Here is a 21,639-nt window from a genome sequence, read left to right as displayed (position 1 = left end):
AGGTACTCACAGTCCCAGAGTGACGGCAAGGTCCTTGAGCTCGCCGCGGGAGGCGACGCCGAGCTTGGGATACGCCTTGTAGAGGTGGAAGCCGACCGTGCGGTGGCTGAGGAAGAGCTGCGCCGCGATGTCCCGGTTGGACAGGCCCTGCGCGGCGAGCCGGACGATCTGCAGCTCCTGCGGGGTGAGCACCGCCGCCGCTCCCCCACCGGCACGCGCCCCCTGGTCCTGGGCGCCGGTCGCGGTGAGCTCGCCGCGGGCCCGTTCCGCCCACGGCGCCATGCCGAGCCGGTCGAAGACCTCCAGCGCGCCGTTCAGCAGGCCCCGCGCCTCGGCCTTGCGCCGCGCCCGGCGCAACCACTCGCCGTAGAGCAGGGCCGTCCTCGCGTACTCGACCGGGCGGCTGTCCTGGTCGTGCAGCTTGAGCGCCGCCGCGTACGACTGCTCGGCCTGCTCGTCGGCGCCCAGCAGGCCGCGGCAGCGCAGGACGAGCGCGTCGGCCCACGGTTGCCGGACCGACTCCGCCCACCGTTCGAAGCGGGCCAGCGGCTCGGCCGCGCGCTCCGGCGCCCCGACCCGTACGGCCGACTCCACCAGGTCGGGGGTGGACCGGGTGGCGCAGATGTGGTGGCGCATCGGCTCGCGGGCCAGGCGCTCGAAGCGGGAGAGGGCGGCCTCGGCGCGTCCCAGGCCCAGGTCGAGCAGGCCGAGGGACCAGTGCGCCCAGGGAGCCCCCGGGGAGATCGCCCCGGCGGCGGCCCCGGCCAGGCCGGCCTCGGCGTGCCGCCCGCAGGCGTCCTCGTCGCCCCTGGCCGCGTCGAGGTAGGCCAGCACGCTGCTGAACTGGCTGACCCACTGCTGCTGCCCGGTGTCGCGGGCGAGGCCGAGCGCCTCGGTGGCCGTGGTGAGCGCGTCCAGGTGACGTCCGGTGAAGACCTCGCCCTCGACCGTGAAGAACAGCACCGTGGGCAGCCGTCCGGCGCTGCCCCGTGCCCGGTGTCCGGCCGCGAGCGCGTTGGCCAGCAGGTAGGCGTCGGCGTCCTGGCCGCGGGCCAAAGCCGCGCCGCACAGGATCATCAGGGCCTGGTCGGGCGCCTCGCCACGGCGGCGTACGGCGTCGAGCGTCTCGCCCAGCGACGGCGGCGGCTGCGATCCGCCGGTGTTCAGCAGGTGCACGAGGAAGCGGGCGATCGGGGCGAGGGGGTCGGTGTCGGCGAGCGGCAGCGCCGACAGCCGATCCAGGGTCGCGGCGAGCTGCCGTTCGCCGAGGTACCAGGCGGTGTGCAGGGCCTGGATCAGCAGCTCCGCGGCCTGGGCGGGGTCGCCGCCGCCGGTGGACACGGCGGGGTCGCCGCCGCCGGTGGACACGGCGGGGTCGGCCCCGCCGGTGGACACGGCGGGGTCGGCGCCGCCGGTGGGCGCAGCGGGGTCGGCGCCGGTGATGAGCGCGGCGCCGTCGAGCAGCCGCTGGTGGGCGGCCGGATAGGAGCCCTTCCAGAACTCGGCGAGGGCCTGGACCTGGGCCAGCCTCGCGCGCACGGCCGGGACGCCGCCGGCCCGCGCGCCTGCCCGGCGCGCCAGGTCGCCGGCCCGCTCCAGGTCGCCGGTCTCCAGGGCGGCCTCGGCGGCCATCGCCTCCCGGCGCGCCCTCGCCTCGGGATCCGCGCTCAGCCGGGCCGCGCGTTCGCAGGCCGCCGCCGCGGCCTCGTAGCCGCTGCGTTCGCGGGCGCGGACCGCGGCGTGTTCGAGCGCGGTGGCGGCCTCCTCGTCAGGGCCGGTGGCCGCGGCCGCCAGGTGCCAGGCCCGGCGGTCCGCGTGCTCGGGGCCGTCGAGAGCCGCGGCCAGCGCGCGGTGGACGGCCAGGCGGTGGGCGAGCGGCGCGCGCTGGTAGACGGCGGCGCGGATCAGCGGATGGCGGAAGCGGAGGGCGTCCTCGGGGCCGCCGCGGACGATGAGCCCCGCCCGCTCGGCCGGCAGCAGGTCCTCGACGCCCGCCCCCAGGCTCGCGGCGGCCCGCAGGATCGCGGCGAGGTCGCCGCCGTCGTCGGCCGCGGCGACCAGGAGCAGTGTCTGGGACGCCTCCGGTATCCGGCTGACCTGGCCGTGGAAGGTCAGTTGCAGCCGGCTGGTCATGGGCAGCGCCCCGGGGGCGAACGCCGCGGTTGGTTCGGCACCCAGCGCGACCGGCAGCTCCAGCAGGGCCAGCGGGTTGCCCTGCGCCTCGGCCAGCAGCCGGAAGCGCAGCGCGGGCGGCAGCGGGTGACGGTCCAGCAGGGCCGCGGCGGCCTCCGGGCGCAGTCCGGAGACGCGCAGCTCCGGGAGGCCGGGCGCCGGGAAGGAGCCCTCGCCGTCACGCGCGGCGAAGAGCATGACCACGCCCTCGGCCCGCAGCCGCCGGGCGGCGAACAGCAGCGCGTCCCGGGACGCCCGGTCCAGCCATTGCGCGTCGTCGACCACGCACAGCAGGCCGTCCTTGTCCGCGTGCTCGGCGAGGAGCGACAACACCGCGAGCCCCACGAGCATCGGGTCGGCGCCGGACCCGGAGCCGAGCCCGAACGCCGCCTCCAGCGCCGCGCGCTGCGGCGCGCGCAGAGCCGGGAGGCATCCGAGCGCCGGACGCAGCACCATCTCCAGTCCCGAGAACGGTAACTCCGCCTCGGACTCGACCCCCGTGCCCCGCAGCAGCCGCAGGTCACCGGCCGCCGCCACCGCGTGGTCGAGCAGCGCCGTCTTGCCTATGCCGGGCTCGCCGCGCAGCACCAGCAGGGCGCTCTCACCGCGGCGGGCTCCGGCCAGCAAGGCCGCGATCGCGCCCGCCTCCGCCTCTCTCCCACACAGCTCCACCAGCCCGGACATGCCCCAATCCTGGCACCCTCCGCCGCGGCGGCCGCCGTCGGCACCCGCCTCGCGCCTCAGCCCGGCCGGGCGGCGAGCCGCGCGCCCGCCCCGTCCGAGGGGGACGTCGGCCGGTCGCGAGGAGACGACTCCTCTGAGGGAGACGACCGGTCAAGCGGAGACGACCGCACAAGTGGGGACGACCGGTCAAGAGGGGACGGCGACCTGTCGGGAGGGGACGACCCGTCCTCCGGGGACGACGCGTCGGGAGGAGACGACCCGTCCTCCGGGGACGACCCGTCGGGAGGAGACGACCCGACCGGCGGGGTGGGGCGGGGGTGGTCGTGGGGTGGTGGGAGCGTGCCCTCGGCCACGTGGGCGAGGGTGATCTCCGACAGCAGCGTCTCCTCGTGGTCCCGTAAGGCGCTCCACACGTCCGCCAGGGGCCGCGCCACCCCCGGGTACCCGCCGTGGTCACCCCCCTCCGGCACGCCCTCCACCACCGTGATGATGTCGGCCAGGCTGATCTGCTCCTTGGGGTACGCGAGCCAGTAGCCGCCGTCGGGGCCGCGCTGGCTGTGCAGGAGGCCGGCGCGGCGCAACTGGAGCAGGATGTTGTCGAGGAACTTGCGGGGAATGCCCTGGGCCGCCGCGATGCGCTCGGCGGGCACCGGCCCGGGTGGGGCGGCGGCCAGCTCGGCGGCGGCTCTCAGGGCGTACTGGGTCCGGGCGGAGATCCGCATGTCGTTCAGGCGGTCACCTGGTGGAGGCCCCAGCGGCGGCGCAGGGCGTTGTCGGCCAGGCCGAACAGCCGGTCCACGAGGATGCCGATGACGAGGATCACGATCATGGTGGCGAGCAGGCCGGGCGAGTCGGCCAGCTCGCGCGCGAAGTGGAGCTGCTCGCCGAGCGAGGGCCGGTTGGCGATGATGACGAGCAGTTCGCCGGCCATCAGGGAGCGCCAGGCGAACGCCCAGCCCTGCTTGAGCCCGGCCAGGAACGACGGCAGCGAGGCCGGCAGGATGACGTGCCGGTACAGCGTGAGCCGCCGGAAGCCGAGCATGTGCCCGGCCCGCAGCAGGATGGGCGGGGTGTAGTCGACGCCGGTGATCAGGCCGTTGGCGACGGACGGCGCGGCGCCCAGCACCACCACGAACAGGATCGCGCTCTCGCTCAGCCCGAACAGCAGGATCGCCAGCGGGAACCAGGCGATGGACGGCATCGTCTGGAGGCCGGTGATGAGCGAGCCGACGGCGCGGCGCAGCGGCCGGATGCGCGACACCAGCGCGCCGACGACCAGCCCGACGGCGATCGCGAGCGCGAACCCGACGACCGCGCGGCGCATGGTGACCGTCAGGGCCTGGTAGAACTCGGCCTCGCCGAGGCGGTGGCCGAGCTCGGTGAGCGTGGTCACGGGCCCGGCGAAGACGTACTCGGGCCACCATCCGGCGAGCACGACGAGCTGCCAGGCGGCGAGCACGAGGGCGACGGCCAGGGCGACGGGCCACGTGCCGGCCCAGGCCCGGGTGAGCAGGCCGGCGCGGCGCGCGGGCGCCAGCTCCAGGGCGTCGAGCCCGGCGATCTGCCGGGCGTGGGTGTCAGCGGCCATCGGAGGCGACCTCCATCGCGGGGCACGGGGCAGGCGGGTCAGCGGCCATCGGGGGCGACCTCCATCGCGAGGGTCGGGACCGGTGGGTCAGCGGGCATCGGGGGCCGCCTCCCTGGGGACGCGGTTCGGCGCGGCGCCGTGACGCATGACCTCCTGGCGCAGCCGCTGGGTGATCTCGCCGGCCTGCTCGGCGACCTCGGCCGAGTCGGTACGGCGGGGCCGGGGCAGCGTGACCGGGAAGTCCTCGACGACCCGGCCGGGGCGGCTGGACAGCAGCACGACCCGGTCGCCGAGCCGGACGGCCTCGCGGACGTTGTGGGTGACGAACAGGACGGCGAGGTCGCGCTCGCGCCAGATGCGCTCCAGCTCGTCGTGGAGCAGGTCGCGGGTCATCGCGTCGAGCGCGCCGAACGGCTCGTCCATGAGCAGCACGTCGGCGTCCTGGGCGAGCGCCCGGGCCAGGGAGACGCGCTGCCGCATGCCGCCCGACAGCTCGTGGGGGCGCTTGCGGCCGAACCCGCCGAGGTGGACGATCTCCAGGTACTCCGCCGCCCGGTCGCGTCGCTCCCGCTTGCCGAGCCCCTTGGCGCGCAGCGCCATCTCGACGTTGGCCGAGACGGTCAGCCACGGGAACAGCGCCGGCTCCTGGAACATGAGCGCGATCCGCCGCCGGTCGACGTCGATGCGGCCGGCGGAGGGGGCGTCGAGCCCGGCGACCAGCGACAGCAGCGTGCTCTTGCCGCAGCCGGAGGCGCCGAGCAGGCAGACGAACTCGCCGGGCGCGACGTCGAGGGCGACGTTGTCCAGGGCCAGCAGGCTCGCCTTGCCCTGCCCGTACGTCTTGGAGACGGCCTGGAGGCGGACGGCGGGCTGCTGCCCGTCGGTCCGCCCGCCGGCCTGCTCCGTCAGCGGAGCGGTCATGACACCTCCGTCACTTGTCCGGGAGTCATTGGTCCGGGAGTCACTTGTCCGAGATGGGCGACTGGCCCTTGGCGGCCAGGACCTCGTTGAGGATCTTGAGGTCGTAGATGCCGTTCAGGTCGACCTGGTCCAGCAGGCCCACCTTGGTGGCGTGCTCGGCGCTGGTGACCAGCGACGAGGCGATCGGGTCGTTGGTGAACGTGATGTTCTTGAACGCGTTGTCGAGCACCTCGGGCTTGAGCGCCTTGCCGGTCAGCTTCTGCAGGGCGGCGTTGGCGGTCTGAGCGGAGCCGGCCGGGTCGGACTTGATCAGGTCGTTGGCCTCGACGTGCGCCTCGATGAGCTTGCGGACCGTGTCGGGGTGCTCCTTGAGGAACTCCTGCCGGACGATCAGGTGGGTGATGACGAACTGCTTGTTCGGCCACAGGTCGCGCTCGTCGACGAGGACCTTGCCGCCGCTCTCCTTGATGAGGCGGCTGGCGAACGGCTCGGGCACCCAGGCGCCGTCGATGTCGCCGGTGGCGAACGTCTGGATGGTCTGCGAGTTCTCCTGCGGGACGATGTGGACGTCGCCGCCGCCCTTGGTGTCGGCCTTCAGGCCCTTCTCGGTCAGCCAGTAGCGCAGGGCGACGTCCTGGGTGTTGCCGAGCTGCGGCGTGGCGATCTTCTTGCCCTTGAGCTGCTCGGGCGTGGTGATGCCGGGTTTGACGACGAGGAACACGCCACCGGAGGCCGCGCCCGCGACGATGTTGATGGCCTTGCCCTTGGACTTGGACCAGGCGTTGATGGCCGGGTTGGGGCCGACGTAGGTGGCGTCGACGGCGCCGGAGAAGACGGCCTCGATCGCGGCCGGGCCGGCGTTGAACGTGCTGGTCTTGAGCGTGGTGCCGCTGCCGAGGTGCTTGGCGTACAGGCCCTTCTCGACGCCGACGAGGGCGGTGGCGTGCGTGATGTTCGGGAAGAACCCGAGCCGCACCTCGGCCGGTGCGGCGCCCGCCTTGGTGTCGCCGCCGCCGGACCCGCCGCAGGCCGCGGTCAAGGTCGTGAGTGCCAGAGCCGCCACGGCGGCCACCACCCCGCGAAGCCCGCGTGCGTTCATTGGTTCTCCCTATTCCCCACTTATTTAGTAGATATAACCTGTTTATAGGGGCAGGGAAGCATGGCGTCAAGCCGGGAGTCCCAGCTATTCGGGTGATCTCAGAGGTGCTTCAGCAGCAGCAGCGCGATGTCGTCCGTACGCTGCTGGACGTCGAGCGCGTGGTCGATGAGCGTCTGCGCGACCATGGCCAGCGGACGGCCGGAGCAGCGGGTGAGGCGGCGGCCCAGGGCCTCCATGCCCTCGCCGATGTCGATGCCCGGTGCCTCGATCAGGCCGTCGGTGTAGAGGGCCAGCATGGACCCGGGCGGCAGCGCCAGCTCCGTCGTCAGGTAGTCGGCGTCCGGGTCCAGCCCCAGCAGCAGCCCCGCGGGCAGGTCCGCGATCTCCGCGGGCGCGCCGGGCCGCAGCAGCAGGGGCGGCAGGTGGCCGGCGCTGGCCAGGCACGCGACGTGCCGCTCCAGGTCCAGGTTGACGTACAGGCAGCTCGTGAACAGGTCGGGCGCGAGGTCGATGAGCAGCCGGTTGGTGTGGAAGAGGACCTCGCCGGGGCTCGCGCCCGCGGTCGCGTGGGCGTGGATGGCGGTGCGGACCTGCCCCATGAGCGCGGCGGCGGTCATGTCGTGGCCCTGGACGTCGCCGATGACGGCGGCGGCCGTGCTCTCGTCCAGCCTGATGAGGTCGTAGAAGTCGCCGCCGATGTCCATGCCGCGGGTGGCGGGCAGGTACCGCGCGGCCACGTCCAGGCGGGGCATGCTGGGCAGCTCGCTCGGCAACAGGCTCGCCTGGAGGGCCTCGGCCAGGTGGTGCTTGACGTCGTAGAGCCGGGCGCGCTCCAGGGCCTGGGCGACGAGCCCGGCCAGGGAGGTGAGCGTGGCCCGCTCGTCGGCGGTGAAGACGTGCGGGCGCTCGTAGGCGAGGACGACCGTGCCGATGGGGCGGTCGGAGGCGATGAGCGGGAGCACCGCCCAGGCGGCCATGCCGGGCTGGGGCACCGCGTCGCGGTGCCGGCCCGCCAGCTCCTGCCAGCTTCCGAAGAACTCGGCCTCGCCGGTGATCATGACGTGCTGGCTCGCGGTGTGCGCCGTGAGCGGCAGGCCGTCGAAGTGGTCGATGACCTCCGGCTCGTAGTTGCGGGAGCCGACCACCAGCATCCGGCCGTTCTCGGCGAGCAGGATGGCCATGCTCTGGGCGTCGCAGACCACCATGACCTGCTCGGCGACGAGGTCCACGACGTCCTGGACGGTGACGGCACGGGTGAGGGTGGTCGCGAGGTGCACCAGGTTGTAGAGCGTGTCGGCCCGGATCGGCCTGATGAGGTGCGCGGTCTCCCCCGGCGCCTGCCGGCGGGCCGGTCCCGGGACGGGGACGATCCGGACGCTGATGCCCGACGGGTCGGAGTGCAGCTCGAAGGCCAGCCGCTCGCCGCGCGGGTTGCAGGCGGTGAACGCGGTGACCTGGTTGCTGAGCGCCGCGGCCCGGTAGTTGTCCTCGAAGACCGGGTCGCGCAGCCACGGCAGCACCTCCCAGGGCCGGGCCCCGACCAGCTCGGAGAGCTTGCCGCCGAGCAGGTCGGCGGCCGTCTGCGTCATGAACGTGACGCGGCCGTCCATGTCGAGCGCGCAGCACCCCTCGGGCAGCCGGTTGACGTAGTCGAGCGCGGCCCGGGCCTCCTCGGGGTCCGCATCGACGCCGCGGCCGACGGTGAGGAGGCGGGGCCGCTCGCCGGGCACGACCGGGTGCCCGGTCTCGGCCGCCCGCCGCAGCAGGACGGCCATCCGGCGGCAGTCGAGGTCGATGACGTCCCGCTCCTGTCGGCTGAGCTCGGGGGCGTGCGGCGCGGGCCACAACAGGACGAGCACGCCCCAGTCGTGCTCGTCGGTTCGGATGGGCGCGGCGGCCGTCGAGAAGGGATACGGCAGGGTGAGGGCGGCGTCCGGGTAGTGCCGGGCCATCTCCTCCTGATCGGGCACCCACACCAGGCGCCCCTCGCGCACCGCGGCCGGGCCGGGGACCCTGCCGTCCAGGCGGAGCCTGGACCACTGGCTGGCGATGGGGGTGGGGAGTCCGATCGTCGACTCCATGCGCAGGGTGTCGCCCTCGGGCGAGAGGAGGTAGAGGGCGCCCATGTGCGCCCCGGTGCCGCCCACGGCGTGGGCCAGCAGCTCGTCCAGTCCCGGAGCGTCGTCGTCTTCGGGGCCGAAGATGGTGGTGGCCTGGTCGTGCATGGGCGGCCCCTCACTCTCGGGGTGAGTCTGTACCCGGAAGAACGCTAGTACCCGAAAAATGCCTCTAAAGGACAATATGCCCGAGTTGCTGTGATCGGCGCCACCCGGGGCCCGCTTACCCGAGTCCGACGGATCGGCGATTACCCTGCGGACTGTGCACACGCAGCCCGCCCCCACCGGCCTTCCCGTGCTGTCCCGGCGGCTCATCGGAGCCGAGCTCCTCGTCGTGTTCTCCGTGTCGCTGGGCGCCAGCGGCCTGGTGGCGCTCGTCCGGCTGGTGGGCGCGCTCACCGCCCCGAGCGGGCTCAAGAGCCAGCACGCCGTGCTCACCCCCACGCTCGCGCCCGGCCGCCCCTGGCTGGACCTGACGCTCCAGCTCGTGAACATCGCCATCACGGTAGCGCCCGTCGCGCTCGTCGCCTACCTGCTGGTCCGCTCCGGAGAGTCGCTGCGCACGATCGGCGTGGACGGGCGGGAGCCGGGCCGCGACCTCGGCCGCGGCGCCGCCCTCGCGGCCGTGATCGGCGGGACGGGGCTGGCGTTCTACCTCGCCGTGTACGCCGCGGGGGTCAACCTCCAGGTGGTGGCCGGGGCGCTGCCCGACGAGTGGTGGCGGGTGCCGGTGCTGGTGCTCGCCGCGGCGCAGAACGGCGTGCTGGAGGAGGTGCTCGTCGCCGGCTATCTGCTGCACCGGCTGGACCAGGCGGGCTGGAGCCCCTGGCGGGCGGTGGCGGTCTCGTCGCTGCTGCGCGGCTCGTACCACCTGTACCAGGGGTTCGGCGGGTTCGTCGGCAACGTGGTGATGGGGCTGGTGTTCGGCCGCCTCTACCAACGGTGGGGCCGGGCGATGCCGCTGGTCGTGGCGCACACGCTGATCGACGCCGTGGCCTTCGTGGGGTACGCGGTGCTGCACGGCAAGGTGAGCTGGCTCCCCTGACCCGGTAGGAGAGGCCAAAAGGCAAGGTCCCTCCATGGGGGCGCTTCGCGCCTTTCGAGTCGGGACAGTCTCCCAAGGGGGGCTCCCGCCCCCCCTTCGACCCCCGTTGACCACACGTCTGGACACGGGACGAAAGCCTGACCGTGGCTGACTACCGTGCCTCGCCGCTCAGCAGAGCGGTCCACACATCAGGGGCCTGACGCAGCGGCCACCGGTACGTCTCCCTCATCCTCAAGCTGGAGCAGGAGGCGCGTAGAGACGTGCGTCCGGAGACCCTCGTCCGCCGTACGCTGCGGCATTCTCCTCGATACGACATCGATACGCCGACACGCCTGTGAGGTCTGCCAGACCCTGTTGCGTCAAGCCTCGGCGCTTGCGGACGCCGCGAATGCGTTCGCCCCATCGTGGCCACGCACCCCCACAGTAAGCGCCCATGACCGGCGAAAGGTTTTCTCAGGGCTTGAGGCTTGCGGGCCCGTCGGCCCAGCATGATCGCCACCGGGCGACGGGAAACTTTCCGGGACCGGTTCAACGACAGGCTTGAAACCATGAGCGCTGGTGACCACGAACAGCCTGATAGGACGCCTTCCGGCAAGACGTGCGGCGAATCCGCACTCGGCGGAGATCGCGTCGGCCCGCACCCGACGACGGAGGTGACCGCGTGAACGTCGCCCCGTCTCCCGACCCGCCGTCCTGGCGGGAACTGCTCGGCGCAGAACACCTCGGTGCGGCGACCGTGCTGGCCGGCGGGGTACTCGTGGCCGCGATCAACATCTACCTCGCGGCGAGCCTGCTGCCGACCGCGGTGTCCGATCTCGGCGGCGCGAGCTTCTACGCGTGGAACATGACCCTCTACCTGGTCGCCATGGTGATCGCGACGATGCTCACCGGTCGGCTGCTGTCCCGATGGGGGAACGTCCGGGCCTACCTTCTGGCCTACGCCACGTTCACGGCAGGCTCCGTGGCCTGCGCGTTGAGCCCGTCGATGGTCGTGCTGCTGCTCTCCCGCGGCGTCCAGGGGCTCGGCGCCGGACTGCTGTCCGGGCTGGGGTTCGCCGTCGTCCGGTCGGCGCTGCCGCCCCGGCTCTGGACGCGCGGTGCGGCGCTGATGTCGGCGATGTACGGCGTGGGCAACTTCGCCGGCCCGGCGCTCGGCGGCCTGTTCGCCCAGTTGGGCGTCTGGCGCCTGGCGTTCGCGGCAATGGCGGCGCTGGCGGCCGTCTGCGGCGCGATGGTGCCCCGCGTCATGCCGCCTGGCGAGCGCAGCGACGCGCGCCCGCCGATCCCCGCCGTGTCGCTGCTGCTGGTCATGGCGACCGCGGGTGCCGTGAGCGTGGCGGGAGTGCTGCCGGGCACGCTCGCGAAGGTCGCGGCCGTCGCGGGGTCGTTGCTGCCGGCGGTCGGGTTCGTCATGCATGAGCGGCGAAGCGAACTGCGGGTCTTCCCGCGCGCGACGTACCGGAGGGGGTCGTCACTGAAGTGGGTCTACCTGACGCTGGGGCTGCTGTCCTTCGGCGTCGCCGTCGAGTCGTTCCTGCCGTTGTTCGGTCAGCGGCTGGCCGGGTTACCCCCGCTGGTGGCGGGGTTCTTCGCCGCGGCGATCTCGCTGGGGTGGTCACTCACCCAGATCGGCAGCTCTTCGGTAAGCGGGGAACGCCGGGTGCGGCGGTTGTGCGTGCTCGGCCCGATGGTGCTGGCTCTCGGTCTGCTCGTGCAGGGGCTCCTGCAGCGCGCGGACACGCCGATCTGGCTGGTGGCCGTCTGGGTGCCGGTGCTGCTGGTCGCGGGGTCGGGCATCGGTCTGGCGTATCCGCACCTTTCGGTGGCGGCGATGTCCAGCACCCGCGACCCGGAGGAAGGACAGCGGGCCGCCGCGGCGATCGCTGCGGTGACGAGCCTGTCGATCGCGTTCGGGACGGCGGTCGCGGGAGTTCTGCTCAACCTGGGTGGTGAATCGATACTCGCCTCGGCACGGTATGTGCTGTTCGGACTGCCGATCATCTGCGCGGTCGGTGCCCTGACCGCACGAGCGGCGAATCGCACCAGCCGGACGGAGCAGACCGGCCAAGCCCCACTCCCTCGGAGCTCGTGACCATCGGAACCGGCGCGCAGGCTCCGGCGTCGACGCGGGATCGTGTCGACGCCGGACCGCCGCGGGTCGCCCGGGCAGGCGCCGGCGCCATGACCTCGCGGGCGTTCCCCGCTGTCCCGCCAGCCGCGCTGGTCGTGTCCGTCACCCCGGTGGCGGCGGGGAGCCGGTCACCCTTGTGCGGGGTCCTGGTGCGAGGTGGCGGTGGTGCGGACCTCGAAGTCGTGCCGGGCCTGGTTCATGAGGGTGGACAGGTGCGCCCCCGCGCCCAGGTCACGCATCATCGTGGTCCGCGCCTCCGCCGCGGCCTGCTCCGCCGCGTGGACCGCCGCCAGCACCGCGTCGCCGAGTGTCACACCGTCGTGCCGCCGCTTGCTCAGCCCGCTGATGTCGAGCGCCAGCAGGTTTCCCGAGGCGCCCACGGTCGCCACGATCCCGCCCTGGTCGACCTTGCCGGTGAACTCCCGCCTGGCCCACTGCTCCACCGCCGCCCCGACCTCCGCCAGAGTCGCCGATCGCTGCTCCAGGCGCTCCAACTGCTCTGTGAGGATCCGCAATCTGTCCGTCTCATCCAAGCCCGCCCTCCCGCAGAATCGCGTCGAGGTGCAGCGTGGACGGATCGTCCTCCTGGGCGGGCTGCGGCCGGCCACCGTTCAGCCTGTCCAGGATCTCCCGCAGACCTTCGGCCGCGGACTCGCGCGCCGCTCCGATCGCGTCCAGCAGGGCCTGGCTCAGCGCCACATGGTCGAGGTCGCGCATCGCCCGAGGGTCGATGCGCACCTGCAGGAGCTGCGCCGAGCCCGACACCGTGGCCACCACCCAGCCGGCGCCGTCGGTACCCGTCACCCTGCGCTCGTCCAGCTCGCTCCTGCCGCCCGCGAACGCGTCGGCCACGCGCTCGATCTCACCCAACAACCGTGGGAGGTCCTCCTCCTTGCCTCCGTTCGTCATCGGTGCTCCTTGGTGACCGGCACCCAGAGGTTGGCGTCGTAGCCCACCGGCTTCAGGTGCAGTTTGCCGTCACCCACGGAGAAGAGCCCTCGGAGTTCGAAGACCTTGTGGCCGAGGGTTTCGAGCTTGAGGTCGAGCGCCTTCATCTTGCCGGCGAACTCCTTCATCAGGTCCAGGAGCAGCTTGAGGAACCCGGTGGCGGCGGCCCCCAGGGCGATCTTGCCCGGCACGGTCGCCCTGAACGGCAGGAGCACGGTGAAGACCGTGCCGGCCTCCAGCAGCAGCCCGACGAGCTTCATGTCGTAGTCCATGACGTCCCAGGCCAGGCTGGTCAGGGTGCTGCTTATCTCCGTGGCGACGCGGCCGAGCTCGTCGAACATGCCGATCAGCTCGAATCTGAGATACCGCTGGACCGTTTCGGAGCCGTGCCCCATCCAGTACGGCGCGACCTCGCTGAAGTAAGTGATCCACACGTCCCAGGCGCTGAGCTTGAGATCACCCAATATTTCGTTCCACTTGCTCCGGTCCTGAAAGAACCCTCTGGGGTCGGCCGCGTTCCTGATGGCGGCGACGACCATCGCACCGCCTGCCACGAGGAGGCCGGCCCCGGCCAGCCCGGTGAAGACCGGCCGTTTGTTCTCCCCGACCAGGGCCATCACTCTCTTGAAGAACCTCGGATCCACCTCGACCTGGGCAGCCGTGGCCTGCTCGGCTGCCCGCCGGGCCGCCTCCTCGGCTGCCCGCCTCTTCATATGACCTTGTACCAGGGCGAGACTGGAAGCACGCTGGCTCATCTGGGCCGTCCTTCACCGCTTGATCTGATCGACGGCTTTTTCGGCGGCCTCGTCGGCGTCACGGTAGTTCTTCGCCATGGTGACGAGCTTCGGCCCGTCGTCCTCGAGCACGCGCTGCAGGGTTCCCGCGGCTTCGACCCATTCCTCGACGTAGCCGTTGAACCTGTTGAGAAAGGGATGGACGACGGCGGGGACGTCGAACCAGCCGTCTCCGATCGTGGGGACCTCGGCCTTGATCCTGCCGATGTTCGTCGCGGCCTCCAGCATCACGTCGGCGAATGACATGATCTTGTCGGTCCGCGCCTCGTAGCCGTCCTTGTCATCCGGGGCAGGCTCGACGGGCCGGGGCGGGGTGGGAACGTGGTCGTCCCGCCCGGGCCAAAGAGGGCCGTGAGAGCGGCCCAGCCTGTCCTCCGGCAGGCACGGGCGAATCCGGCACGGGGGATCGTGTGGGCACTGAGACGGGTCGAGCAGTTGCCGATCGACGCCACCACTGGTGCCGAAGACGGGGAGTTTCATGGACGAATCCCTCCGGGTTCGTTGAAAGGGGGGTGCCAGGACAGGTGATCCCTCCTCGTGGACGGCCGCCGGCGGGACGACCTCGAAGGCGTCCACAGTTCTTGACATATACGGACACCCACTTGCTCGCGTTTCGTCTTCACCCGCACGACGGGGCGGACACGGCGAAGGTGACGACTCTCGCGAGAGATGCTCCGTGAGGTCGGCGACCGAGCCCGTTCCGTCGCCTCCATGACCCGGCGCGCGGCGGAAATGTGACAGCGGGCAACTCGCCCCCGCTCTGCGCCGTGATCGTCCCCGCTTAGGATGGGAGCATGCTTTGACGCCTGCCCGACACTCGGGCGCCTCCGCGATCTCCTTCGTTCATCGCACCTGACCTTGAGCTGACGAAGGAGAGTCTTCCGTGACCAAGTCGATCTCCATCGACGTACCGGACGCGTTCGCCGCGTCCTATGGCGCACACGGCGCCGAGGCACGCGCATGGGTCGCCGGGTTGCCCCGGTTGGGCGGCGAGTTCCTGGAGCGCTGGGGGTTGCGGCCTGACGGCCGGCCCGCGTACGGCATGGCTTCGCTGGTCCTGCCCGTGCTCCAGGCCGACGGGACGCCCGCCGTCCTGAAGTTGCAGCAGCTCCGGGAGGAGACCGCCGGTACGGCCACCGGCCTGCGGGCGTGGGACGGCGACGGGATCGTGCGCCTGCTCGATCATGACGAGAGCAGCGCCACGCAGTTGCTGGAGCGGCTGGACGCGGCCCGGCCCCTGTCCTCGATCCCCGACGACACCGTGGCGCTGCAGGTCCTGGCGGAGCTGATGGCGCGGCTGACGTCGGTGGCCGCCCCGCGGGGGGTGCGGCGGCTTGCCGACATCGCCGCCGCCATGCTCGACGAGGTCGAGCGGGCGGTGCCGGCGCTGCGCGACCCCGATGAGCAGCGGCTGGTGCGCACCTGTGCGGCCGCCGTGGCCGAACTGGTCGGCGAACCCGGCGACCGTCTGCTGCACTGGGATCTGCACTACGACAACGTTCTCGCCGGAGAACGGGAACCCTGGCTGGCGATCGATCCCGAGCCGCTGGCCGGCGACCCGGGGTTCGAGTTGCTGCCGGCACTGGACAACCGGTGGGACGAGGTGGAGGCCACCGGCGACGTGCCCGGCGCGGTGCTCCGGCGCTTCGACCTGCTGACGGAGGCTCTCGGCCTGGACCGGGAGCGGGCGACCGGCTGGACGCTCGGCCGCGTGCTGCAGAACGCCCTGTGGGACATCGAGGACGGCAAGGCGACACTGGAGCCTGCCCAGGTCGCCATCGCCACGGCCCTGCTGCGCCGTCGGTGAGTGCCCGTCCGGCCGAGAGCGCGCCGCCGTCGGTGACTGCCTGTCCGGCCGAGAGCGCGTCGCCGTCGGTGACTGCCCGTCCGGCCGGGAGCGCGCCGCCGTCGATGAGTGCCCGTCCGGCCGAGAGCGCGTCGTCAGGCCCGCCTCGGCTACGGCGTTCGCGGGCCAATCGGCGGCCTGCTGTCGTCACCTGAGCAGCAGGTCCCGTACCTCCGCCAGCAGATCGACCTGCGCCCGCCAGTCGCTCCCCGCCACCCCGATGACCGCGTGACCCGCCCCGGCCTCCCGGTAGGCGTTCAGTCTCTCGGCGGCCTCCTCGGGGTGGCCGGTGAGCGGGATGTCGATGACGTCCTCCAGCGGCCGGCCGTAAGCTCCGCTGATGCCGGCCGCGAGCCGCTCCCGCGACGGGACACCCGCCCCGCTCCCCAGAGCGGCGCTGCCCCCGATCGCGATGACCGGAAGGGGCCGCCCATGTCCGGCGGCCAGCTCCGCCAGCCGGGCCCGCCCCTCGGCGACCTCCCGAGGCGGGATCAGGGAGGGGAACCACCCGTCGCCCAGCCGCGCGGCCCGCCGGATGGCCGCCTCCGACGCGTTGCCGACCCACACGGGCGGCATGTCGGCGGCAGGGGCCAGCGTGACCGCCGGCTGCCCCGGCTCGTCACGCAGCCGGGTCTCCTCGCCCGCGAGGAGCTCGGGCAGCAGTTCCAGCGCGGTGTCCGTACGGCTGCCGCGCCGCCGGTAATCCACCCCGGCGGCCGCCCACTGCCACGGCCCGCCCCCGGAACCGACGCCCAGAATCAGCCGGTTGCCGGACACGTACTGCAGGGTCGCGATCTGCTTGGCCGCCCAGACCAGTGGCCGGATCGCCGGCACGAACACACTGGCGCCGATCCTGATCGTCGAGGTGGCCGCGGCGGCGGTGGCCAGCGCGATCGGCGCGTCCAGTGTCGGCCCGCCGACGGCCAGGTGATCACCGTGCCAGACGCCGTCCAGCCCCGCGTCCTCCGCGTGGCGGGCGGCCTCTCGCAGGTCGATGCCGTTCTCACGCTGCGCGCCGACCCCGGGCAGGATGACGCCGATCTCGAAGCTCTTCATGAACCCGACTGTGCAACCTCACGTCAGCTTGAGGTCAATTCCGTGCGGGTGCGCCGGACGTAGCCCCTCCGGGGTGAGGCCGGCGAGGAGGTCATGACCATGCCCCACCGCGGCGCGGCGGTGGGGCATGGTCGCGTCGGGGCGGGTCAGCAGCAGCCGGTCCCGGAAGCCGCCGGCGCGTTCCGCCCGTCGGCCTGCTCGGCGGCCGGGCCGCAGGCGCACGGCGCGGCCGGGCCGGCGGTGGCGGTGGCGGTGGCGGTGGCCGCGGCGGACTTGCCGAGGGTGTCGGCGTCGGCCTTGACCACGTAGACCTCCCAGGGCTCGGCGCCGGGGCCGCGCACCCACACCTTGTCCTGGAGGGCGTAGCAGCAGGAGGTGTCGTTCTCGGCGAAGGTGACCAGGCCGGCCTGCTCCAGCCGTTCGGCGGCGGCCGTGACGTCGCCGGTGGAGGAGACCTCGACGCCGAGGTGGTCCATGACGGTCTCCTGGCCCTGCTCGCCTTCCAGGAGCACGAGCTTGAGCGGGGGCTCGGCGATGGCGAAGTTGGCGTAGCCGGGGCGGCGCTTGGCCGGCTCGACGCCGAACAGCTTGGCGTAGAAGGCGATCGAGCCTTCCAGGTCGCCGACGCGCAGGGCGAGTTGGACGCGGGACATGGCGATCTCCCATCGCAGAATTCCTTGTATCGACAGGCGTCGATATAGGGGAGGTTGCCATTCCGATTAGGCGACTGTCAATATAGACAAATGTCGAAGCAGATGCTGCCGGTGTTCCCCGCCGGTGAGGGGTGCTGCGCGCCGATGGTGCGCGAACCGCTGGCCGGCGACGACGCGGCCGAGCTGGCGCGGATGTTCAAGGCGCTCTCGGACCCCGTCCGGTTGCGGCTGCTGTCCCTGATCGCCTCGCACGAGGGCGGTGAGGCGTGCGTGTGCGACCTGACCGGCCCGTTCGACGTGTCCCAGCCGACGATCTCCCACCATCTGAAGGTGCTGCGGGAAGCCGGGCTGGTCAGCTCCGAGCGACGCGGGACGTGGGTGTACTACCGGGTGATCCCGGCGGCGTTGAACCGGCTGTCCGGCCTGCTCCAGGCGCCTGTGCGGGCGTCCGTCCCCGCGGGCGCGGGCGGATGAGCCTACCGCTGGGGCGGCGCATGGCCGCCGAGGCGGTCGGCACCGCGCTCCTGGTCGCCGTCGTGGTCGGCTCCGGCATCCAGGCCGAACGGCTCAGCCCGGACGGCGGCGTGGCCCTGCTGGCCAACTCGCTGGCCACGGTGCTCGGCCTGGGCGTGCTGATCGCCTTGCTGGGCCCGGTCTCGGGAGCCCACTTCAACCCGGTCGTCTCCCTGGCCGCCTGGTGGCAGGAACGAGGCGAGCCTGGGCGACCGGCGCTGCGGGAGGTGGCCGCGTACGCGGGCGCGCAGATCGGCGGCGCGGTGGCCGGAGCCGCGCTCGCAAATGCGATGTTCGAGCTGCCGCTGGTGGACTGGTCGGCTCACACCCGCTTCGCCGGCCATCTGTGGCTGGCCGAAGCGGTGGCCACCGCGGGGCTGGTGCTGCTCGTCCTCGGCCTGACCCGTACGCGCCGCTCCCACCTCTCCGCCCCGGCGGTCGCTGCCTACATCGGCGCCGCCTACTGGTTCACCTCCTCCACCAGCTTCGCCAATCCCGCCGTCACCATCGGCCGAGCCTTCACCGACACCTACGCGGGCATCGCTCCCGCCTCGGTCGGCCCGTTCGTCGCCGCCCAGTTGGTGGGCGGCATCGTGGGTGTGGGACTGGTGGAGATCCTGTTCCCCGCCTCCCAGGCCGCACCCGGACCCGTGGCCCGTCCTGCCACGGCTCATCCTGTCGCCGAACCGGAAAGGTCACGCTCATGAGCGCCCGCGTTCCGTCCGTGCTGTTCGTCTGCGTGCACAACGCGGGCCGCTCCCAGATGGCCGCCGCGTTCCTCGCCAACCTGGGCAGGGGCCGCGTCCAGGCCCGCTCCGCCGGTTCCGCCCCCGCCGACCAGGTGAACCCCGCCGTGGTCGAGGCCATGAAAGAGGTCGGCATCGACATCTCCGCCGAACTGCCCAAGGTGCTCACCACCGAGGCCGTCCAGGCCAGCGAGGTCGTCGTCACCATGGGGTGCGGCGACGCCTGCCCGATCTTCCCCGGCAAGCGCTATGAGGACTGGAAGCTCGACGACCCCGCGGGACAAGGCATCGGCGCCGTGCGCCCCATCCGCGACGAGATCGAGACCCGCGTCCGCGCCCTGATCCGCGAACTCCTCCCCGACGCCGAGGTGTCGGCATGACCAGCGCCGCCATCCGGATCGCCGCCATGACGCCCGAACACGCCGCGCAGGTCCTGGCCATCTACCAGCTCGGCATCGACCAGGGTCACGCCACCTTCGAGACCGAGGCCCCCACGTGGGCGGGGTTCGACGCGGTCAAGCTCCCCGCGCACCGTCACGTCGCCCTCGACGAGGACGGGCGGGTTCTCGGCTGGGTCGCGGCCACCGCGGTCTCCGACCGATGCGCCTACGCGGGCGTCGTGGAGCACTCCGTCTACGTCCATCCCGACGCCCAGGGCCGCGGCGTCGGCTCCGCCCTGCTCGGCGCCCTGATCGCCTCCACCGAGGCGGCCGGGATCTGGACCGTCCAGTCCGGGATCTTCCCCGAGAACGCCGCCAGCCTCGCCCTGCACGCCCGCGCCGGCTTCCGCGTCGTCGGCACCCGCGAGCGGATCGGCCGCCATCACGACGTCTGGCGCGACGTCGTCCTCGTCGAACGCCGCAGCCCCCGCATCTCCTGACGGGACCGCCGATCAGGTGATCAGCATCAGCCCGGCTTCGCAGATCGTCCACCCGGCCCGCCGTCCGACCGACGGGCGGGCCGGTGATCCCGATTGACGGTTACGAATGCCGCCCGGCCGGGGTGTCGGGAAGTTGCCCGACCACCCGGCCCTGGGAGTCCAGGACCTTGATCATCGGATTGTCGGCGCCATCGATCTCCAGCACGATCCTCGGGCGTCCTCGCGAGTCGCTGAGCACGAGGAAGGCCCCTTCCACGGTGCTGCAGCCGAGCTGGACGCGAGGCGGCACGGCGGGCACCTGGCCGATCGGGAGCGCTGGATCAGGCATGTGCTTCATCTCCAGCATCGCCGCGCCGTGGACGCCCTCCCAGCGGGTGGCCATCGTGATCGCCTGCGCGTTGGTGTAGTCGAGGGAGAGACTCGCCCCGACGGAGGAGGCGACGATTCCTCCTTTCTCGTTGCCGTCCCCGTCATTGAAGATCAGGTAGGTGCCGTCCGGCCCCTGGCGTTGGTCGGCGGGGTACGTCTTACCCCCCGTTATCACCGGAGGTTTGCTCGAGCTCGCGAGGAAACGCTGCCGGCCTCGGCGGTCCACCACCCGGAACGACTCCCGGGCCTGCTCGCCGGAGGACTCCGCTCGGGCGGGGCCGCCGCTCGCCAGCACGGCCACGCCGCTCGCCACCAGCGCGGCCGCACTTCCGATCGCAGCGCGCCGATCACACCGCTCCATCTGCCGCTTCCTTTCTCATCGAAGGGCAACCAGTGGATCATCTGGGCGCTGCCGTGTCCCTGCGGCGACCACGAAGATCACGGGTCGGGACAGCCTCCCTGTACTGGTAGGGCCACCCATACGTCGCCCGGCTTCGCCTCCTTCGTCCCCGGCTGGATCTTGTCCCGGCACGGGGAGCCGACGTTATGATGAGCCCATGCGTCTTTCGTCCTGTCTGAGCTGGTGGCGCTCCTCGTAGGAGCGGCCGCCTCTCAGGCATGAAGAAAAAGGGCCGTTCGGACGGACGGCCCTTTCGTGTTCCCCGGAGCAGGGGGGCGTGTCGTCCTGACGGCGACACCGACCCGACCCGACCCGCCAGGAGAACACCTCATGGACACCACCCTGCAGACCGCGGACTCCGAGGCCCTCACCCCCGACTCCGCCGACCCCCTCAAGACGTCCGCCGCGCACGCCCGCAGCGCCGTCCTGGAGGAGCTGATCCGCCAGGCCCCCGGGCAGTTCCGGGTGCTGACCGGCGACCGCCCCACCGGACGGCTGCATCTCGGCCACTACTTCGGCACCCTCCACAACCGGATACGTCTGCAGAACCTCGGCGTGGAGACGTTCGTGATCATCGCGGACTACCAGGTCCTGACCGACCGCGACATCGCCGACAACCTGACCGAGTACGTCGAGGAGCTGGTCCTGGACTACCTCGCCATCGGCGTGGACCCGGCACGCAGCACGATCTTCACGCACAGCGCCGTTCCCGCCCTCAACCAGCTCCTGCTGCCGTTCCTCAGCCTCGTCTCCGTCTCCGAGCTGAACCGCAACCCCACGGTCAAGGACGAGATCGCCCACTCGCGCCAGTCCGCCGTCAGCGGCCTGATGTTCACCTACCCCGTCCACCAGGCCGCCGACATCCTCTTCTGCAAGGCCAACCTCGTCCCGGTCGGCCAGGACCAGCTCCCCCATCTGGAGATCACCCGGACCGTCGCCCGCCGCTTCAACGACCGCTACGGCGACGGCGGCGCCGTGTTCCCCCGTCCCGACGCCCTGCTGTCGAGCGCGCCGCTGCTGCTCGGCATGGACGGCACCAAGATGAGCAAGAGCCGGGGCAACGCCATCACCCTGGCCGCCGACGCCGACGAGACGGCCCGGCTGATCAAGGGGGCGAAGACCGACTCCGAGCGTTTCATCACCTACGACCCGGCCACCCGGCCCGAGGTGTCCTCTCTCCTGCTCATGGCGGCCCTCTGCCAGGACCGCGCGCCCGAGCAGATCGCCGCCGAGATCGGCTCCGCGGGAGCCGCCGCGCTGAAGAGGACCGTGACCGAGGCGGTCAACGAGTGCCTGGCGCCGATCCGGGCCCGCCGGACCGAGTACGCGCGGGACCGCACCTACCTGCGCGGGGTTCTGCGCGAGGGCAACGAGCGGGCCAACGCCGTGGCCGATGCCACCCTCGCCGAGGTGCGTGCCGCCATGAACAGTCACTACTGACCGCTCCGGGCACCGCGACGCCGCGCGCTCCTACGGATTCCCCCGCGCGATTCGGCGTGACCCTTGCCATGGCCGGCACCCTCGCGGTCGGCGCCCTCGCCGCCGCCACCCCGGCCGGCGCCACGGCCACGGGCTGGAAGCCGTACCAGGGGTTTCCGGACGCTCACGCAATGCGTCAAGGTGGGGACGGCCAAGCTCGTCATGGAGAATTACAAGGAGTACGACTGCCGCTCGGAC

At 72.3% G+C, this 21,639-nt stretch carries 20 protein-coding genes and 1 pseudogene; 8 read left to right on the top strand and 13 right to left on the bottom strand.

Going from position 1 to position 21,639, the window contains the following annotated elements:
- Positions 1 to 6: 6 nt before the first annotated feature.
- From HD595_RS19605 to HD595_RS19580, 6 genes and pseudogenes are all read right to left on the bottom strand, one after another.
- Entirely contained in the window at positions 7 to 2,856 is a 2,850-nt protein-coding gene (locus tag HD595_RS19605) for a helix-turn-helix transcriptional regulator (protein ID WP_253771068.1), read from the bottom strand.
- Between the two features lie 332 nt (positions 2,857 to 3,188).
- Positions 3,189 to 3,578, bottom strand: a pseudogene (locus tag HD595_RS19600) (RrF2 family transcriptional regulator); the annotation flags it as partial.
- A gap of 5 nt (positions 3,579 to 3,583) precedes the next feature.
- A complete protein-coding gene (locus HD595_RS19595; RefSeq protein ID WP_253771067.1) occupies positions 3,584 to 4,444 on the bottom strand; it encodes an ABC transporter permease in 861 nt (286 codons plus the stop codon).
- An 87-nt stretch (positions 4,445 to 4,531) separates the two neighbouring features.
- Positions 4,532 to 5,365 (bottom strand): ABC transporter ATP-binding protein, encoded by an 834-nt coding sequence (locus tag HD595_RS19590; RefSeq protein ID WP_253771066.1) that lies wholly within the window; start codon positions 5,363 to 5,365, stop codon positions 4,532 to 4,534.
- Between the two features lie 40 nt (positions 5,366 to 5,405).
- Positions 5,406 to 6,464: an ABC transporter substrate-binding protein gene (locus tag HD595_RS19585; protein ID WP_253771065.1), complete on the bottom strand. Its 1,059-nt coding sequence runs from the start codon at positions 6,462 to 6,464 to the stop codon at positions 5,406 to 5,408.
- Between the two features lie 98 nt (positions 6,465 to 6,562).
- A complete protein-coding gene (locus HD595_RS19580; RefSeq protein WP_253771064.1) occupies positions 6,563 to 8,689 on the bottom strand; it encodes a SpoIIE family protein phosphatase in 2,127 nt (708 codons plus the stop codon).
- Between the two features lie 154 nt (positions 8,690 to 8,843).
- On the opposite strand from HD595_RS19580, the gene HD595_RS19575 reads away from it, so the two are divergent.
- Positions 8,844 to 9,626, top strand: a complete 783-nt coding sequence (locus HD595_RS19575) for a CPBP family intramembrane glutamic endopeptidase (protein WP_253771063.1) — start codon at positions 8,844 to 8,846, stop codon at positions 9,624 to 9,626.
- A 661-nt stretch (positions 9,627 to 10,287) separates the two neighbouring features.
- Entirely contained in the window at positions 10,288 to 11,718 is a 1,431-nt protein-coding gene (locus HD595_RS19570) for an MFS transporter (protein WP_253771062.1), read from the top strand.
- Positions 11,719 to 11,885: 167 nt separating this feature from the next.
- Here HD595_RS19570 and HD595_RS19565 read toward each other — a convergent pair whose 3' ends face one another.
- Genes HD595_RS19565 through HD595_RS19550 form a run of 4 tightly spaced genes read right to left on the bottom strand, consistent with a single transcriptional unit; the run spans position 11,886 to position 13,979 of the window.
- On the bottom strand, positions 11,886 to 12,272 hold the full coding sequence (locus HD595_RS19565; RefSeq protein WP_253771061.1) for a YbaB/EbfC family nucleoid-associated protein: 387 nt from the start codon (positions 12,270 to 12,272) through the stop codon (positions 11,886 to 11,888).
- Positions 12,273 to 12,282: 10 nt separating this feature from the next.
- Positions 12,283 to 12,666: a YbaB/EbfC family nucleoid-associated protein gene (locus tag HD595_RS19560; RefSeq protein ID WP_253771060.1), complete on the bottom strand. Its 384-nt coding sequence runs from the start codon at positions 12,664 to 12,666 to the stop codon at positions 12,283 to 12,285.
- Positions 12,663 to 13,418: a hypothetical protein gene (locus HD595_RS19555; RefSeq protein ID WP_253771059.1), complete on the bottom strand. Its 756-nt coding sequence runs from the start codon at positions 13,416 to 13,418 to the stop codon at positions 12,663 to 12,665. The genes HD595_RS19560 and HD595_RS19555 overlap by 4 nt, the downstream gene beginning before the upstream one ends.
- A gap of 54 nt (positions 13,419 to 13,472) precedes the next feature.
- On the bottom strand, positions 13,473 to 13,979 hold the full coding sequence (locus HD595_RS19550) for a WXG100 family type VII secretion target (protein ID WP_253771058.1): 507 nt from the start codon (positions 13,977 to 13,979) through the stop codon (positions 13,473 to 13,475).
- 403 nt (positions 13,980 to 14,382) lie between these two features.
- Between HD595_RS19550 and HD595_RS19545 the strand changes: the two genes are divergently transcribed.
- Positions 14,383 to 15,306, top strand: coding sequence for an aminoglycoside phosphotransferase family protein (locus HD595_RS19545; protein ID WP_253771057.1), 924 nt, complete (start codon positions 14,383 to 14,385; stop codon positions 15,304 to 15,306).
- 186 nt (positions 15,307 to 15,492) lie between these two features.
- On the opposite strand, the gene HD595_RS19540 is transcribed toward HD595_RS19545, so the two are convergent.
- Together HD595_RS19540 and HD595_RS19535 are read right to left on the bottom strand one after the other, a co-directional pair.
- A complete protein-coding gene (locus HD595_RS19540) occupies positions 15,493 to 16,401 on the bottom strand; it encodes an LLM class flavin-dependent oxidoreductase (RefSeq protein ID WP_253771055.1) in 909 nt (302 codons plus the stop codon).
- A gap of 146 nt (positions 16,402 to 16,547) precedes the next feature.
- Entirely contained in the window at positions 16,548 to 17,054 is a 507-nt protein-coding gene (locus HD595_RS19535; RefSeq protein WP_253771053.1) for an ArsI/CadI family heavy metal resistance metalloenzyme, read from the bottom strand.
- Between the two features lie 90 nt (positions 17,055 to 17,144).
- Between HD595_RS19535 and HD595_RS19530 the strand changes: the two genes are divergently transcribed.
- The 4 genes from HD595_RS19530 to HD595_RS19515 are packed head-to-tail and all read left to right on the top strand — an operon-like array spanning position 17,145 to position 19,193.
- Positions 17,145 to 17,528 carry an ArsR/SmtB family transcription factor gene (locus tag HD595_RS19530; protein ID WP_253771051.1) on the top strand — a complete coding sequence of 128 codons (384 nt, stop codon included), beginning with the start codon at positions 17,145 to 17,147 and terminating at the stop codon, positions 17,526 to 17,528.
- Complete coding sequence (locus HD595_RS19525) at positions 17,525 to 18,274, top strand: aquaporin (protein ID WP_253771049.1); 750 nt, start codon at positions 17,525 to 17,527, stop codon at positions 18,272 to 18,274. The genes HD595_RS19530 and HD595_RS19525 overlap by 4 nt, the downstream gene beginning before the upstream one ends.
- Complete coding sequence (locus HD595_RS19520; protein ID WP_253771046.1) at positions 18,271 to 18,693, top strand: arsenate reductase ArsC; 423 nt, start codon at positions 18,271 to 18,273, stop codon at positions 18,691 to 18,693. Before HD595_RS19525 ends, HD595_RS19520 begins: the two co-directional genes overlap by 4 nt.
- Positions 18,690 to 19,193: a GNAT family N-acetyltransferase gene (locus HD595_RS19515; protein ID WP_253771044.1), complete on the top strand. Its 504-nt coding sequence runs from the start codon at positions 18,690 to 18,692 to the stop codon at positions 19,191 to 19,193. The genes HD595_RS19520 and HD595_RS19515 overlap by 4 nt, the downstream gene beginning before the upstream one ends.
- 100 nt (positions 19,194 to 19,293) lie before the next feature.
- On the opposite strand, the gene HD595_RS19510 is transcribed toward HD595_RS19515, so the two are convergent.
- Positions 19,294 to 19,863: a hypothetical protein gene (locus HD595_RS19510; protein ID WP_253771042.1), complete on the bottom strand. Its 570-nt coding sequence runs from the start codon at positions 19,861 to 19,863 to the stop codon at positions 19,294 to 19,296.
- 429 nt (positions 19,864 to 20,292) lie between these two features.
- On the opposite strand from HD595_RS19510, the gene trpS reads away from it, so the two are divergent.
- Positions 20,293 to 21,402: a tryptophan--tRNA ligase gene (gene trpS / locus HD595_RS19505; protein ID WP_253771040.1), complete on the top strand. Its 1,110-nt coding sequence runs from the start codon at positions 20,293 to 20,295 to the stop codon at positions 21,400 to 21,402.
- Positions 21,403 to 21,639 lie beyond the last annotated feature (237 nt).

Origin of the sequence: Nonomuraea roseoviolacea subsp. carminata (assembly GCF_024172185.1) — a bacterium.
Lineage (GTDB): Bacteria > Actinomycetota > Actinomycetes > Streptosporangiales > Streptosporangiaceae > Nonomuraea > Nonomuraea roseoviolacea.
The sequence above is the reverse complement of the archived record's forward strand: the minus strand, read 5'-3'. Positions and strand labels throughout refer to the sequence as shown.

Bases quoted from the DNA above. Each gene is read 5' to 3' on its own strand.
- HD595_RS19515 (WP_253771044.1), top strand. From the start codon at position 18,690: ATGACCAGCGCCGCCATCCGGATCGCCGCCATGACGCCCGAACACGCC.
- HD595_RS19525 (WP_253771049.1), top strand. From the start codon at position 17,525: ATGAGCCTACCGCTGGGGCGGCGCATGGCCGCCGAGGCGGTCGGCACC.
- HD595_RS19585 (WP_253771065.1), bottom strand. From the start codon at position 6,464: ATGAACGCACGCGGGCTTCGCGGGGTGGTGGCCGCCGTGGCGGCTCTG.
- HD595_RS19580 (WP_253771064.1), bottom strand. From the start codon at position 8,689: ATGCACGACCAGGCCACCACCATCTTCGGCCCCGAAGACGACGACGCT.
- HD595_RS19520 (WP_253771046.1), top strand. From the start codon at position 18,271: ATGAGCGCCCGCGTTCCGTCCGTGCTGTTCGTCTGCGTGCACAACGCG.
- HD595_RS19550 (WP_253771058.1), bottom strand. From the start codon at position 13,979: ATGAAACTCCCCGTCTTCGGCACCAGTGGTGGCGTCGATCGGCAACTG.
- HD595_RS19530 (WP_253771051.1), top strand. From the start codon at position 17,145: ATGTCGAAGCAGATGCTGCCGGTGTTCCCCGCCGGTGAGGGGTGCTGC.
- HD595_RS19560 (WP_253771060.1), bottom strand. From the start codon at position 12,666: ATGACGAACGGAGGCAAGGAGGAGGACCTCCCACGGTTGTTGGGTGAG.
- HD595_RS19595 (WP_253771067.1), bottom strand. From the start codon at position 4,444: ATGGCCGCTGACACCCACGCCCGGCAGATCGCCGGGCTCGACGCCCTG.
- trpS (WP_253771040.1), top strand. From the start codon at position 20,293: ATGGACACCACCCTGCAGACCGCGGACTCCGAGGCCCTCACCCCCGAC.
- HD595_RS19555 (WP_253771059.1), bottom strand. From the start codon at position 13,418: ATGAAGAGGCGGGCAGCCGAGGAGGCGGCCCGGCGGGCAGCCGAGCAG.
- HD595_RS19540 (WP_253771055.1), bottom strand. From the start codon at position 16,401: ATGAAGAGCTTCGAGATCGGCGTCATCCTGCCCGGGGTCGGCGCGCAG.
- HD595_RS19590 (WP_253771066.1), bottom strand. From the start codon at position 5,365: ATGACCGCTCCGCTGACGGAGCAGGCCGGCGGGCGGACCGACGGGCAG.
- HD595_RS19605 (WP_253771068.1), bottom strand. From the start codon at position 2,856: ATGTCCGGGCTGGTGGAGCTGTGTGGGAGAGAGGCGGAGGCGGGCGCG.
- HD595_RS19535 (WP_253771053.1), bottom strand. From the start codon at position 17,054: ATGTCCCGCGTCCAACTCGCCCTGCGCGTCGGCGACCTGGAAGGCTCG.